The 13,876-nt window shown below is 44.2% G+C and carries 15 protein-coding genes; 9 read left to right on the forward strand and 6 right to left on the reverse strand.

The features are described from left to right. The first annotated feature begins 8 nt into the window (after window positions 1-8). On the forward strand, window positions 9-968 hold the full coding sequence (locus tag H7R56_RS07800; RefSeq protein WP_106924300.1) for a YbgA family protein: 960 nt from the start codon (window positions 9-11) through the stop codon (window positions 966-968). Window positions 969-1,053: 85 nt separating this feature from the next. Here the strand turns inward: H7R56_RS07800 and H7R56_RS07805 are convergent, their stop codons facing one another. After that, window positions 1,054-1,803, reverse strand: a complete 750-nt coding sequence (locus H7R56_RS07805) for a pirin family protein (protein WP_106924301.1) — start codon at window positions 1,801-1,803, stop codon at window positions 1,054-1,056. Window positions 1,804-1,855: 52 nt separating this feature from the next. Here H7R56_RS07805 and H7R56_RS07810 point away from each other — a divergent pair, with 52 nt between their 5' ends. Both H7R56_RS07810 and H7R56_RS07815 read left to right on the forward strand, forming a co-directional pair. Then, the gene (locus H7R56_RS07810) at window positions 1,856-2,812 is read left to right on the forward strand and encodes a LysR family transcriptional regulator (RefSeq protein ID WP_223878893.1); all 957 of its coding nucleotides are present in this window, start codon (window positions 1,856-1,858) and stop codon (window positions 2,810-2,812) included. 163 nt (window positions 2,813-2,975) lie between these two features. Continuing rightward, window positions 2,976-3,890, forward strand: a complete 915-nt coding sequence (locus H7R56_RS07815; RefSeq protein ID WP_106924302.1) for an ATP-grasp fold amidoligase family protein — start codon at window positions 2,976-2,978, stop codon at window positions 3,888-3,890. Here H7R56_RS07815 and H7R56_RS07820 read toward each other — a convergent pair. Further along, on the reverse strand, window positions 3,883-4,965 hold the full coding sequence (locus tag H7R56_RS07820) for an ATP-binding protein (RefSeq protein ID WP_106924303.1): 1,083 nt from the start codon (window positions 4,963-4,965) through the stop codon (window positions 3,883-3,885). The genes H7R56_RS07815 and H7R56_RS07820 overlap by 8 nt on opposite strands. Continuing rightward, window positions 4,962-5,666: a response regulator gene (locus H7R56_RS07825; protein ID WP_106924304.1), complete on the reverse strand. Its 705-nt coding sequence runs from the start codon at window positions 5,664-5,666 to the stop codon at window positions 4,962-4,964. The genes H7R56_RS07820 and H7R56_RS07825 overlap by 4 nt, the downstream gene beginning before the upstream one ends. A gap of 300 nt (window positions 5,667-5,966) precedes the next feature. Here H7R56_RS07825 and H7R56_RS07830 point away from each other — a divergent pair, with 300 nt between their 5' ends. Continuing rightward, window positions 5,967-6,383, forward strand: coding sequence for a transporter (locus H7R56_RS07830; protein WP_106924305.1), 417 nt, complete (start codon window positions 5,967-5,969; stop codon window positions 6,381-6,383). A gap of 480 nt (window positions 6,384-6,863) precedes the next feature. Here H7R56_RS07830 and H7R56_RS07835 read toward each other — a convergent pair whose 3' ends face one another. Then, window positions 6,864-7,703: a hypothetical protein gene (locus H7R56_RS07835; RefSeq protein WP_146145685.1), complete on the reverse strand. Its 840-nt coding sequence runs from the start codon at window positions 7,701-7,703 to the stop codon at window positions 6,864-6,866. Window positions 7,704-7,859: 156 nt separating this feature from the next. Between H7R56_RS07835 and H7R56_RS07840 the strand changes: the two genes are divergently transcribed. The 4 genes from H7R56_RS07840 to H7R56_RS07855 are packed head-to-tail and all read left to right on the forward strand — an operon-like array spanning window position 7,860 to window position 10,797. Then, on the forward strand, window positions 7,860-8,267 hold the full coding sequence (locus H7R56_RS07840; protein WP_182928569.1) for a hypothetical protein: 408 nt from the start codon (window positions 7,860-7,862) through the stop codon (window positions 8,265-8,267). Beyond that, window positions 8,264-8,734, forward strand: a complete 471-nt coding sequence (locus H7R56_RS07845) for an NlpC/P60 family protein (protein WP_106924307.1) — start codon at window positions 8,264-8,266, stop codon at window positions 8,732-8,734. The genes H7R56_RS07840 and H7R56_RS07845 overlap by 4 nt, the downstream gene beginning before the upstream one ends. Window positions 8,735-8,739: 5 nt before the next feature. Further along, window positions 8,740-9,594 carry a radical SAM protein gene (locus tag H7R56_RS07850; RefSeq protein WP_223878897.1) on the forward strand — a complete coding sequence of 285 codons (855 nt, stop codon included), beginning with the start codon at window positions 8,740-8,742 and terminating at the stop codon, window positions 9,592-9,594. A gap of 18 nt (window positions 9,595-9,612) precedes the next feature. Then, window positions 9,613-10,797: an aminotransferase class III-fold pyridoxal phosphate-dependent enzyme gene (locus H7R56_RS07855; RefSeq protein ID WP_106924309.1), complete on the forward strand. Its 1,185-nt coding sequence runs from the start codon at window positions 9,613-9,615 to the stop codon at window positions 10,795-10,797. 22 nt (window positions 10,798-10,819) lie between these two features. On the opposite strand, the gene H7R56_RS07860 is transcribed toward H7R56_RS07855, so the two are convergent. Next, window positions 10,820-11,569 carry a glycosyltransferase family 2 protein gene (locus tag H7R56_RS07860; RefSeq protein ID WP_181357948.1) on the reverse strand — a complete coding sequence of 250 codons (750 nt, stop codon included), beginning with the start codon at window positions 11,567-11,569 and terminating at the stop codon, window positions 10,820-10,822. 461 nt (window positions 11,570-12,030) lie between these two features. Next, window positions 12,031-12,756 carry a type 1 glutamine amidotransferase gene (locus H7R56_RS07865; protein ID WP_106924311.1) on the reverse strand — a complete coding sequence of 242 codons (726 nt, stop codon included), beginning with the start codon at window positions 12,754-12,756 and terminating at the stop codon, window positions 12,031-12,033. Between the two features lie 119 nt (window positions 12,757-12,875). Here H7R56_RS07865 and H7R56_RS07870 point away from each other — a divergent pair, with 119 nt between their 5' ends. Further along, window positions 12,876-13,649: an AraC family transcriptional regulator gene (locus tag H7R56_RS07870; RefSeq protein ID WP_106924312.1), complete on the forward strand. Its 774-nt coding sequence runs from the start codon at window positions 12,876-12,878 to the stop codon at window positions 13,647-13,649. Window positions 13,650-13,876: the final 227 nt, after the last annotated feature.

Raw genomic sequence — 13,876 nt, forward strand, 5'->3', positions numbered from 1 at the left:
AGGCGCCCATGAACACGCAACCTGTTATAGGCATCAGCGGCTGCTTAACCGGCGCGGCCGTCCGCTTCGACGGCGGGCATAAACGGACGGACTTTGTGATGGACAAGCTGGCGCACTGGGTGGCCTTCCGGCCCATTTGCCCGGAGATGGCCATCGGCCTGCCGGTCCCGCGACCGGCGCTGCGGCTGGTACAAACGACGGCAGGCGATATCCGTATGCGCTTCAGCCACGCGCCTGATGATGATGTCAGCGAAAAAATGCACGCTTTTTGCGACGAGTACCTGTCCGGGCTGGGCGAACTGTCGGGATTTATCGTCTGCGCCAAATCCCCCAGCTGCGGTATGGAGCGGGTGCGGTTGTATGACGAAAAGGGAAACCGGGGACGTAAAGAAGGCGTTGGTCTGTTTACCGCCGCGCTGCTGGCGAAATATCCCTGGCTGCCGGTGGAAGAAGACGGACGACTGCACGATCCGCTGCTGCGCGAAAATTTCGTCGAACGGGTGTTTGCGCTGCATGAACTCAATACGCTGCGTAAAAACGGCCTGACCCGCCGGGCTCTGCTGGATTTTCATAGCCGCTATAAACTGCAGCTGCTGGCGCATCATCAGGCGGGCTATCGCGAAATTGGCCCGTTTGTCGCGACGCTGCACCAGTGGGAGGATCTGGAGGCCTTCTTTGTGACCTATCGTGACAAGCTGATGGCGATCCTTAAGAAGCCTGCTTCACGTAAAAACCACACCAATGTCTTGATGCATATTCAGGGGTATTTTCGCCATCAGCTAACGATGCGTCAGCGGGGAGAGCTGCGTGAGGTTATTCTGAACTATCGGGCGGGGCTGCTGCCGATTCTCGCCCCGATGACCCTGCTGAAGCACTATCTTGCGGAATACCCGGACGGCTACCTGCTGACGCAGAATTACTTCGACCCCTATCCGCAGGATCTGGCGCTACGGCTGACGGTAAATTAAGGGCCATTCCCTACCGCTGGCCGCGGGCAGAAAAAAACGCGCCGCCTTAAAAAGGTGGCGCGTTTCGGCTATGGCGTTGAACGGCCTATTGTTCGTCAGCCCATTCGGCCATTTCAATAATAATAAAGTGCGCGTGTTTGTCTTTCGCCTTGAAGGTCAGGGTCATTGGCCCGACGACTTCCAGTGAATCACGTTCATCCAGGGTCACAATACCGCCGACATTGACGCTGTCTTCAATGCTGTTGATGTAGGCCTGGCGACCGGCTTTAAGCTCATAGGTGACTTCTGCATCGCTCTCGGTCAGTTCGCTGACAAACATATTCACATCCTGATTCAGATGCAGCGGGGCATCGTCTTCATTTTGCAGGCTGCCGACGATATGCAGCAGCTTGTTCTCGCGATCCTGATCGGTGAATTTATGGTTTTCATAACGCACTTCCAGACCTTGTTTGGGCGGCAGAATCCAGATTTGCAGGAAGCGACACCAGTCATCATGGTTGTTCAGCTCCGAGTGCCACACGCCGTTGCCTGCGGTGACCGTCTGCACATGCCCACGGCTTAGCACGTCTTCGACCTGCGTTGCGCTGTCCCAGTGGGTCAGGTTGCCTTTCACCAGATAGCTGACGATTTCCATATCCTTATGCGGATGGCGATCGAAGCCGCTGTGTGGTTTAACATCATCATCGTTTACCACCCGCAGCACGCCGTAATGCATGTTTTCAGGGTCGTAATAGTTCGCGAATGAAAAATGAAAATAGGTGTTCGCTGGATGATATTCACTGGCTGGCAGATAATGCAGCAGTTCCGCGCCTTTTTTACGATAATGACTAGCCATAACAGATGATCCTCAATGTTGTTCTGATGCACGTATCATAGGCAGGGGATGGATGCAGATAAATCAGGGCTCAGGTAAGACACCATTACGCAAAATGAAAGAATACGACCTCATCTCACTTCGCAGCTTTGTCGCCGTGGTTGAAAGCGGCAGCTTTAATAATGCTGCCATCCAGCTTGATACCAGCAGCGCGGCCATCAGCCGCCGGGTTTCCGCTCTGGAAGCGGCGTTAAGCGTGAAGCTTATCAATCGCACCACTCGCCAGCTTGATTTAACGCCCAGCGGGCAACAATTCTATCAGGACGTTTTAGGGATTTTAGGCGCGCTCGAGCAGGCAGAAGAGCGGCTTAACTGTGCGCAGGAAACCTACAGCGGCATTATTCGGCTCGGTGCGCCGGTAAGTTTTGGCACCCAGAAGCTCGCCCCGCTGCTGCCGGCGTTTCTGAAAACATACCCGCAGATTACGGTGACATTACAGCTCGAAGACCGCGTCAGCGATCTGCTCAATGAAGGTATCGATCTGTCTTTACGCATCGGTGAATTACAGGATTCGTCGTTGGTCAGTTTGCCCATCGCCATGATGCCGCGCCTGTATTGCGCTTCGCCAGAGTACCTGAAAACCCACGGCAGGCCGGCGTCACCGGCGGAATTAAAGCACCACCAGTGTTTGCATTATTCCTTTCTCTCCACCCGCAACGAGTGGGCGCTGGCCAGCGGCGAACAAGAGCTGGATGCCCGGGTGCCTTTGGCCGCGAATAATGGCGATGTGCTGCGCGAAGCCGCCATTCAGGGCATGGGGATTGCGATGTTACCGTGGTATATCGTCGAAGACGCGCTGCGCGGCGGCGCGCTCGTCCCGGTGCTTGAACGCTACGCGCCGCCGCCGCTGCCGCTGTCAATCGTGCGGCCCTCGCGTCAGTTTACCCCCGTGCGGGTGACCGTGTTGATGCAGTATTTGCGCGACGCGTTGGCGGGGGCGGGAGAGAGTGGGGGCCGGGCGGAAGGGTGAAACCTTGAATGGGCTTACCGCGATCGGCGATTAGGATAAATTAAGACACGAAACCATCAATATGGAGATGACGACAGATTCGCCTCTCCATATACACTCAATCATTTGTGCAATATAAATCAATAATCCTCTGCAAGAATAACGATTCTGAGCAGGAGGATTGATGAATAAAATAAATTATCACGTTAAATATATTGAGTATTTTTTCAGGAAGTGCAGGGCGTATTTATCTACAGACGTTTCTTTTCATACATCCAGACTTAATAAAATATCGGGCGGTGACGCCGATCTCTATAACCCATTAACACTTAATGAGAAGATTTGTCATCGAATGGTATTCGAACACAACCCATTCTATACCATGCTTGCGGACAAGTTTGCCGTCAGGGAATACGTAGAAAGATGCACGAACTTAGTTAATGTCATCCCATTAATTGGTGTTTACCCGCGCGTAGAAGATATAAATTTTGATAAACTCCCTGCTAAATTTGTCTTAAAATGCAATCATGATAGCGGCAGTGTGATTATATGTAAGGATAAGGCAAGCTTTGACTTCGATAGAGCAAGGAATAGGTTGAAACTAGCACTTAAAAAGAATATGTACTACACAACCAGAGAGTGGCAATATAAAAATATTACCCCCGTCATTCTCTGCGAGAGATACCTTGATTTATTCACTAATCAGGACAGGAATGTCACCCCGGAAATGTTAAGAATACACTGTTTTCATGGTGTGGCCTGCTTTATTGAAGCTGATTTTACTGATGATAATGGCTGCGGGTTCATCAATGTCTATGACCGTTCGTGGAATTTGCAACCTTTTCAGATGGAATATCCCAACACGCCGATCCCGATTAAGGAGCCACCTTCATTGAACAAATCAGTTATTGCTGCTCAGGCGTTAGCAAACGAAATAGAGTATTGCCGCGTCGATCTTATGCTAAAAGGAAGAGATGTCTATTTTAGTGAAATAACATTAAGTCCTAAAAGAGGCAAACTGAAAATCACACCAGCAATATGGGATGCTAAACTCGGGAGTCTGTGGGATTTGTCTCTGGCTAACAACAGGCTCAATTGAGCCTGTTTACCCCTTGAACAGGCCACGATAGCTTGAACGTTGAGCCGTTTTCTGGTGTTAAGCTGTAGGTTACGTTTCCGCCATGGGCACGCATAATTGCTTGTACTACCGAGAGTCCTAAACCCCATCCCTCTGGATGACTGCTTTTGGCGTATTCTCCTCGTTGAAAAGGCTGGAATAAGGATCTCTGGAACGCTTCAGGGATCCCTGGCCCTTCATCCTGTACGATTATAAAATGATCGTTCCCGATGATCCCATTCTTGATTAAAAGCGTTTGCGGAACGGAATATTTTAAGGCGTTGTCAAAGAGTACGGTCAGACACTGGATAATACGTAGAGGATCGCAGAGACTGTGCTGGGACTGTAGTTCGGTTATGATTTTGAATTTTTTCGCTGCAAAGTCCGGCAAAAAGGTATCCAGTGCATTCGAGATTGTCGCCTCAAGATCAACGTCACTGAGTATCAGCGTGTATTTAGCCCCTCCGGAAGAACTGACAACACGAAGATCCTCAATCAAATTGGTCAGGCCTTCGGTTTGTTTAAGAAGGTTTTTGAACAGAGCGGGTTCCGGTTCGAATACCCCCTCAACTAATCCCTGAAGCCTTCCACGTAAAATCGTTACAGGGGTCCGAAGTTCATGGGCGATTGCGGCATTCCATAAATTGCGCTGGGTATCCAGCGTCTGTAATTTTTCCGCCATCTCATTAAAATCGTTGACCAGTTGATTCATCTCACCGAGCTGGGAATGGCTACTCGCGGCTCTTGCGCTAAGGTTTCCTTGCGAGATTTGTTTCAGGCTATATGCTACGGCATTTAAGGGCTTTAATATTCTGGCAGACAGTTTTACGGTAAAAAAAAGAGAAACGGCCAGACTGATGATTGAAGCGATTAGAATCCACATCCAATCAAGTAAGGTCATGTTATCGTCATTCGCGGCGCTTGTCCCCCCCGGTAGGTAGTCAATCAAAAAGCTATAGAATAAGGAGGTACCGAGTATAACGATGGCAATAATAATGAATGTCAGCAACAGCATATGTGTCAGTATCTGGCGACTTAGAATTGATTCTTTCTTCATTTATTATCACCCAGGCGATAGCCTAACCCTCTGATGCTTTCAGGAACGCCTTTAAGTCCGGCATGTTCAAGTTTCTTGCGCAGTTTACTCATATGGCTGTCGACGGTACGATCCAGCGAATCCCCTTCGGGCAAACATGCATCGAGTAGTTCTTCGCGCGAACACACTTTCCTCGGATTTCTGGCTAAATAGGTTAGAAGCTTAAATTCAGTTGTCGTCAATACGGGGGCGGAAACCTGACCTTGTACGGTGATTTCAACGTAAAATTCGTCAGGAAAAATGGTCACGAAAGGCGTTCTTACAGGCCTTGAAGGCGTAACCTCGGCGTTCGATTGGGTCCTGCGAAGTACGGCTTCAACTCTGGCAACAACTTCGGATGGATTAAAGGGTTTTATCACATAATCGTCAGCCCCAAGTCGCAGGCCCATCAGTTTATCAACGTCTTGATCCAGCGCGGTCACCATAATGACGGGAATATTGGTTTCCTTTCTCAACGTGGTTAAAACATTCCAGCCATCATATATGGGCAGGTGAATATCCAATAACAGGAGGTCGGGTTTGTGAAGACGGGTAAGATTGACAGCCTTCTCGCCATCTTCAGCTCTTAAGGTTAGCATGCCTGCCTTGTGCAAATAGCCTATCAGTATGGCGGCGATATCATCATCGTCTTCAGCGACGATAATCAGATTGTTTTTGTTCATGTTGACTTCCACAGTACCGATGAATTGAGTGCATTTTACCTTGAAAAAACGTTTACCGTCATTTTAAAGATGGCTTAATCAATAATCTCTATCAATTTTTAAGATGAGTACACTCTGACCGGATTGTTTTAAAATGGTTCATGGCGATATTTTTATTATTCGTGCAGGTTAATTATCCGCTTCTCCATACTGGCTACACATTTCTGAAATGAACAGTCAACATTGTGTAGTTATGATGAGTAACCAAGACAGGGAAGATGAGTATTGTAACCACCATTTATCAAAGCAAGAGAACGTTTAATGGTGAAGAAAATATATCGTCATGCAGGGGGGATGGTTGTGATTGACGTGCGCCGTGAGAATTTTATGGCATTATTTTTATTTGTTTTTATTTCATGGTGCATATTATATTGTTGGCTTTATCTTATTCACTCTATTGGTGAAAAGGTATCTACAACCATACTCTCCTCACCATTCATTCCTGTTTTGACCATGGCAGCGTTTTTCGCTTTTATGACTCAAAGAAGGGCGGGGGCGCTAAAATATTTTATCGGTATTACATTGGGGATGGTGTTGGTATTTATGCAGAGTGTTTTTGTTTTTAATCTTTGTTTAAATATTATGCCGGGGTTTAATGATTTTATTTTTTATTATGAGTGCTTTGCGCTGTTCTTTTTTTGTGCAACGCCTATGCATTTAGTGATCAGGATGATTTGAGTTTCTGATTTTTGATGACGTGAATGCAGGATGAAGCAATAAAGCAGATTCGGAGACGTGTATTCCTACATGGAAAGAAGACATTTGCAACTTTCCCGCTCTATTCCAATCCGGAAGATGTAGCAAGAACCACTATCAAACATGTACTAATAAACCGCATGGTTTGGTTATTGATTTAATCAAACAGGTGCAAGACATTATATGCCTGGGCTGCGGACTATAACCATGCTTCGCTGAAGTTATGCGGACGCTTGCATATGCGATGTGACGGATGCTTTAAAGCGTTTGTCGGAGGGTAAGAGTGGGTATGTGCATCCTGGCGTCTCTGAGCGAGGCGTTGGTTCAGTTGAGGGGGCGGCAAAATGTTCGCTCTTACTTGGTGGGATCGATCGCCGACTGTGCTGACGGCTTTGTGCCAGAAGCGGAAGTTACACATATTACGATATATAATTATTACATGTGCAATTAATAAACGTATTATCATAATTCTGCTGCCATTGTACTAGCGGCAATATGTACAGCACCGATGGACTGCGGCAACTCGACAATCATTTTAGTTCCGATGATAAGTCGTATAATTTGATTACCATCAGGAACTTGTTTGTTGCTCAATCCCCAAACTTGCCCATCCGCCCCAACACTGACCAGTATTATATTTTGTGTTGCTGGCGATTTTAAACATTTTCTGCAAGACGCATGTTGTCCACACTCGGTAAAGTGCCCAGGGCCATCAGGATGAATTCTCCATACTTGCCCTTTTGAATTTGTAGCCCAAGCCGTACCATCTGGAGCACAAGACACACGAACCGTAGCTACAGGTTCTGGAAATTCAAACCAATGATCATTTCCCGGAGGTAAGCGTTGTATGGACCAACCACCATGGCGGACTTTTCCTCCAATTAACCATAAAGAGCCATCCACACTTTCGCATACGTCGGAAGCTTTGATAACTAAACGATGAGAACAGCGGGTGTTACCGTCTATGTCTACTAGAGTTAAATGATCTTTCGAAAGTATCCAAAGGCCAAATTTTGATTGCGTAATTTCTGCTGAAGCTTGCAAGGGTATAACGTAACTCCATGTTGTTTCTTTTACTCTTTTACACAAGATGGCATATTTTGTGCGTGAGATGTCACTTGCAATGACCCAGACATACCCATTTAGAGAGGCACTGATACGCTCAGCAACCCACCCTACAGGAAGATTTTCTTCCGTTACATCACCTGATACTGTTACATTAAAAATCTTACCTGCTGCATTAATGGCCCAAAGAAGGGAGCTTGCTGGCGGTTGTGGGCACAATATAATAGTAGAAGACATCTCGTTGATTTAACCTCCACATCATGACGAACATCAACCAATTTGCGTGAAGTAAAACTATCGTCTACATTAATCATAAGCATAATTTTCAATTTGAGCCAAAAAGAAAAATTTTCTATTTCGTTGAGTCAGTTACCTTCTTCTGAGGAGACTATAGTGGCTGCTATTCGCATTACCGGAACATGGGAATTATCTTTTTCGATTCATGATTCTGACATAAAACAACTCCCATTTGATATTACCATGGCCAAATTTGTGGTCCAGAAAGCAAACCGTACTGGAGTTAGCGGTGAAATGCATTTGGGAAAGGAGAAGGTTAATATATCTGGTAGGTTAAAACCTGGAGTTCCCTCTGTTGTAACTATTTCTGAAATAGATGTAAATGGTGTTATAGTCAATGACGGCCTAGAAGCTATGTTATGCATCCCTCCCTGGTGGCCAACTGTCAACTATGAATACGACATCATTGTAGGTACCATGATTATTGGTCCATTATCCTATTTTAAAATCAATGAGTTTAACCAGCGAGTTATTCTTGTTTCTGGTATTCAAAAATTTGTATGATTAATGAATTTTCTCATTTGGAGAAACGTTTTCAGAAAATAATTATCAATACCGTTGATGTACCATATAAATATGGAGGGAGAGGTATGACAGGCATCGATTGTTCAAGTTTACTACTCCGAGCCATTCGTATTTGCTTAAAAAAATCCGTGAGAGAGTTGCCATGGATGACTGCGGACCAATTAGCTCATGGATTCAAAGATATTACAGTACCTTTAGATCACTCTTCATTTTTGGATTTATGCGTACTGGTTTTTTTTGACTGGGATGAAGATGGTATATATGAGCATGCTGCAGTCCGCATCTTGGATGGGACATGGATATGGTCATCAACATCAGCCGGAAAAGTAATCCATGTCAATCCAAGCTCGACGGTTATTTGGGATAAGCAATGGCGTGAAATTAATGATGCTTTAGATGGTTGCCATAGTATATCAAGAAAAATAAACTGGATTGGTTTAATATAATGAATATGATAAACAATTCCAGACTTTGGATATGGTTAGATGTATCCTCTTCATGCAATCTCTCTTGCAGGGATTGCTATACAAAAGAAACTCACTCGCGAGCGCAATTGTCAATTTCGAACTATTCACTCCTACTAAAAAAACTGATGGAAACTGAATTGATTATAGAAAAACTTCATTTAAACTGGCGCGGTGAGCCTTTGCTTAATAGATATTTTACGGATTTTTTAACTGTTAGAAATTCGATTGCTCCTAACGTTCCTATTGAATTTCATACTAATGGCCTTCTTTTGACTTCTGCAATGTGTAAAAAGATTGTCGAATCATCATCACCAAATGATCTTGCCTACGTATCTATTGATGGTGGAGGGGAAACTCTTCATGAAGAAAATAGGGGGAAAGGAACATGGAGATCAACCTTGGATGGTTTGCATCGGTTGCTCGATGCTCGAGAGTCTAATCCCCAAAAGCAATTAAAGGTTGGTATTTATGAAATCAGTTATAGACGAAATGCAATTTATGATGTTGAACTAGTAACTTTATCCAGAAAGTGCGACATATGGACTAGGGTTTCACCAATTGATAAATTTGGGCAAGAGAAATTTTTTAATTCAAATAAATTCCCTCAGGGGCCATGCTTTTGGGCTGGTAATGCAATGTGCATCACTACACAAGGTGACGTACATATATGTATGCTTTCATTCAATAGTAATGGTGTGATAGGGAACATCTTCCAAGAAGAAGTGGATGCGATTATAGAAAGAGGCCGTTTGTTCAGGGCAAGACTTATGCATCAAGGCCGTAACGCCGTTGAACATTGCAAAAATTGCTTAAAAGCGGAAGGGGATATCGATGATTAATGAAGCTGAAATTTTCTTATGATATTGAAAAATAGAACAATCCTTGCCGGCGCTGATAATGATCGAGTGATCGACAACTTTGGACAATGGTACTACGATCTTACATCTGGTTGGAATGTTATGAATGCTGGGTGGAATAATCCAATTATTTTTAATGATTGGATAACAAGGATTCAGCCATTATCTTACAATCCGCCCTGGTGTACAGAGTCTAACCAATTAGAATTAACACTACAGCTAAATTCTCTTCTACCCGGTTATTTTCCTATTTATTCATGTAGCGGTAGTGAAGCGATTGATAATGCACTTAAATTTGCTCGATTGGTTACAGGAAAATCCGGAGTAGCTTGCATAGATGGTGCTTATCATGGAGGAACTCTTGGCGCTGCATTAGCGACAGGTTATTCGGTATCTCATCTTGAGTCATTAGATATCGAAAACAAACGATATATATTACCTGTCCCAGATTCTGAGGAAGCCATTGAGGTTATAAGAAATATATTGTCTTGTGAGGAAAGTATCTGCGCTGTGGTTTTTGAAACGATTCTTACGAACTTTGGATGTCGTGTGATCTCTGATAAATTTATAGACATTCTTTATCAACTCTCCCAGGAGCAAGGCTTCTTAATTATTTGTGATGAAATTGGTACAGGTATTAATCGAACAGGCTATTTTTGTTCATTTGAGAAATATAGAATTAAGCCTCATGTAGTTACATTTGGAAAGGCTCTTACTAATGGCCTTTATCCGTTATCTGTAGCGCTAATTTCAACGGAATTACGATCATACTATGATGAGTTTTTATTTACATCTACATACGGAGGCACAGCTTCGGCATGTGCCGCTGCTTTATCAACAATTTCTTTTCATAGAGATGCCCAACTTCAAATTCGTGCTAATGAATTAGGGAAAGCTATAACTCAGCATTTCGATGAATGCTGTAAAAAATATGGAGTAATGCTAAATTTACATGGTAGTGGTCTATCTATGGCTATAGATATTTCCAAATTGATATCAAATAAAACTAAACAATTAAGCTCACTAGTTCATATTTTACGTCAACGTTCAATATTTGCTGTAATGTCATCTAATGGAGAACAACTAATGATTACACCTGTATTGACAACAGATCCAAATAAATTGATGGAGGCGTTATCTATTGTTATTCAGACAATCATAGAGATATATGGTGTACATTTGTAATAACTATCCAGAATTTACTACTCTAAGGTAAAATTAATATTTCTTCAGTGATATAGGGTCGTAATTTCCACAAATACCCAGTGGGCTTTAATAAATTAATGTATGATGATTGCCAAACTAATTTAGGATCAGCCTCTTTATATTTACGAAAACGCAAGCGTCGATCATCAGCAGTCATGCTCCCTTTGTGCAGAATTCTTATTATTGTTCTAAATTGATGTGTCTCGGGGATATCAGTTGGGATTGGATCGAAATGAAGTCTAGATTGTGGCAGGTACTGCTCTTTTTGGTAGTGAAAAAACCGATATACCCATAATTTGTGTAGATCAAAATGTTCAAGATCCACTACCATTCTCAGCACTTCGAATGCATAGGCATTTCCTGAAACAGCTATATCATCGATTAATTTATGCACGAGTGGGATGTCACACGGAGCTATGAGCTCATCTGCATCAAGCCATAAAATCCACTTAGGTTTGTATTTCGCACTTGCGTTTAGCAATTTTTGGCGGTTATATGAATCATCCCGCCCAGCGTAACTATCTCGTTTTGGATGAGATATAACCTCCAGAACAAGTGGCTCTTCATTCAATAACTTGATTGTCCCATCTATACTTCCATCATCTAATGCAATGATTCCATTAGTGAATTGCCTGACATTTTCAAAGTAAGAAAGTAAATGTTGTTCACCATTACGAACTGGAAGTAAACAAAGGACATTTGGGTTCGATTTGTTAAGGGATATTTTAATATAGCACCTAATGATTTCCATTTTCGAATTATAATGCATATTATAGAGAAATATCTAGTTGGGAGTTCCTATCAATTTAATGCTGATGTTTTAATTTCCTTTTAAGTATATCGTTTCAAAAGATTGATGCTATTTCTCACGAAATCAATCCATCTCTGCACAATTAAATCAACAATAGTTATTTAACCAGTTGGTAGACTAACACCCACTTCCGTTTTTCGCTCAGGCTGTGTGAAAACTCTGACCAAAAATGAAGTTCGTGAGGCTATACAAAATCTGAAACCGAACGACTGGTTAGCAGAGTCGAATTTTACGTAGGGACGCAGTTTTCAGTTCTGTTTTTGGCCACTGATGCGAACAAAAATGTTTTCACACAGCCTGTGCTCATAGCCGACCTCGCGGCGCTTCTGGCGGTCAGCTCCGTGCCAGGAGCGGAAGTTGAGACTAATGCCCGGTGGCAAGTACACACACCGGGCATTAGATTATTTTTGAACTGATTTGTAATGTGCTTCCAACTTATCCAGGAAGCCAAAAAGTACTTGGTTCATTTCGCTATAATCGTGCGTCCGGAGTTGTTCAGGAGTGTTAACAAAACGGTATTTTGCAGCACAGCTCAGGTCTTTTTCAGAATGAGCGATTAGCAGTTCAACAACTTCCAGGGTTAGCTCCATGTGGCACTGGAAACCAAAGACGCGGTCTGAATAAGAAACGATCTGGCGCGGACAGCCTTCGCTAAAAGCGATAATTTTTGCTTCCGGGGTCAGACCTGGCATGTCGTTATGCCAGTGACCCACTTCAAGTATTTTCGTAAAGTGAGAGAACATTTCATCCTTGCAGCCATCTTCAGTCAGTGTAATCGGGAACTTACCAATTTCTTTTTCAGGGCTGTGAGCGAACGGCGCGTCCAGCGCTTCACCGATTAGCTGTGAGCCGAGGCAAATACCGATCACGGCTTTACCTGTTTGAACCGCAGAAGCAATTAACGCTTGTTCACCTTTGGAATTAAAGTGCGGGCATTCTTCCAGAGTAGTGACTGGATCTTGCGGACCGCCCATAACGATCAGGAAATCGATGTCTTCGGTGCCTGCTGGCAGCTCATCGCCTGCATAAACACGTGAGTAAGTCACATCATGACCTCGATTTGTTGCCCAGGTCTCATAAGCCCCTGGTGCTTCAAAACTTTCATGTACGATAAAGTGTACTCGCATTAGGATATGCTCCTGTAATAACTATGAAAATCAGAATTAGGAATAGCTCACCCATCCAGTAGGGCTATACTCCGGGTGGTTCCAACTTCGATATGATAATTGCAGGAGCTAAATCTGAAATGCCAGGTAGTATAGATAAAGCGCCAAGACATGATGAAGAAACAGGCTGGTCAAGCACAGCGATAAGCTATCAACGTGGAGAGGCAGACCCTCCCCATCATCATGTTGAGGGGCAGTTACTATTTGCATCCAGAGGGGTGATGCTGGTTGAAACAGAGGGTGACCGCTGGGTTATCCCTCCTCAGCGTGCATTATGGCTACCGCCTCTTCACATCCATAGTTACAACCTGCTTTCACAAACAGACCTACGGGCTGTTTATTTCAGTAGCAGCCTTATCGCTGAATGTACAAACTTTACGAAGAGTAACCAGGTGCATGTCATTACTGCTACGGCATTGGTGAAAGAGCTGATAGCAGGGCTTTTCAGTGAGGATTACCACAGACCGAGTCAACGGAAAATGGCTCTGTTGCTTCTGGAAATCCTCAGCGAGGCTCCACCTTTAACTACGGAGCTTCCAATGCCGCATGATGAGCGGTTATTCAGTGCGGCCAGAGAGTTGCTGGTTAATCAGCGCTGGGAAGCATCGTTGAGCGAGCTTGCTTTTATAGCAGCCATGTCTGAACGTACATTTTCTCGATTGTTCATTAAGGATACTGGCTTCAGTTATAGAACGTGGAAGCAGAGAGCCAGAATTTGTGCTTCGTTAGATCTTCTCGCGAATGGTATCCCAATCAAACAGGTTGCTTACCAGCTGGGTTTCTCATGCCCCGCATCATTTACAGCCGCTTTTCGGTTCATTCTGGGCTCAACACCGCGCGATTTTTTGCCTTAATCTTTTCAATGTCCGCACCTCGCTCACAGCGGACCTTCAGCTCACTTAGCGTGCCTTAACTAAACTTATTGCCCGGCCCTCAGTATTCGACACAACGCCCAGTGAGCCATGTCGATTTGTTGACCCTGACCCCCGTGTGATGCCTCATCTTCCTTAGCTGAAATTACGCATTGATTTACCATAAATTAGCTAAGGATGATTCGTTATAAGCCATGCATTTTCATTGT

This window comes from Klebsiella sp. WP3-W18-ESBL-02 (assembly GCF_014168815.1).
In the GTDB taxonomy this organism is placed as follows: domain Bacteria; phylum Pseudomonadota; class Gammaproteobacteria; order Enterobacterales; family Enterobacteriaceae; genus Kluyvera; species Kluyvera ascorbata_B.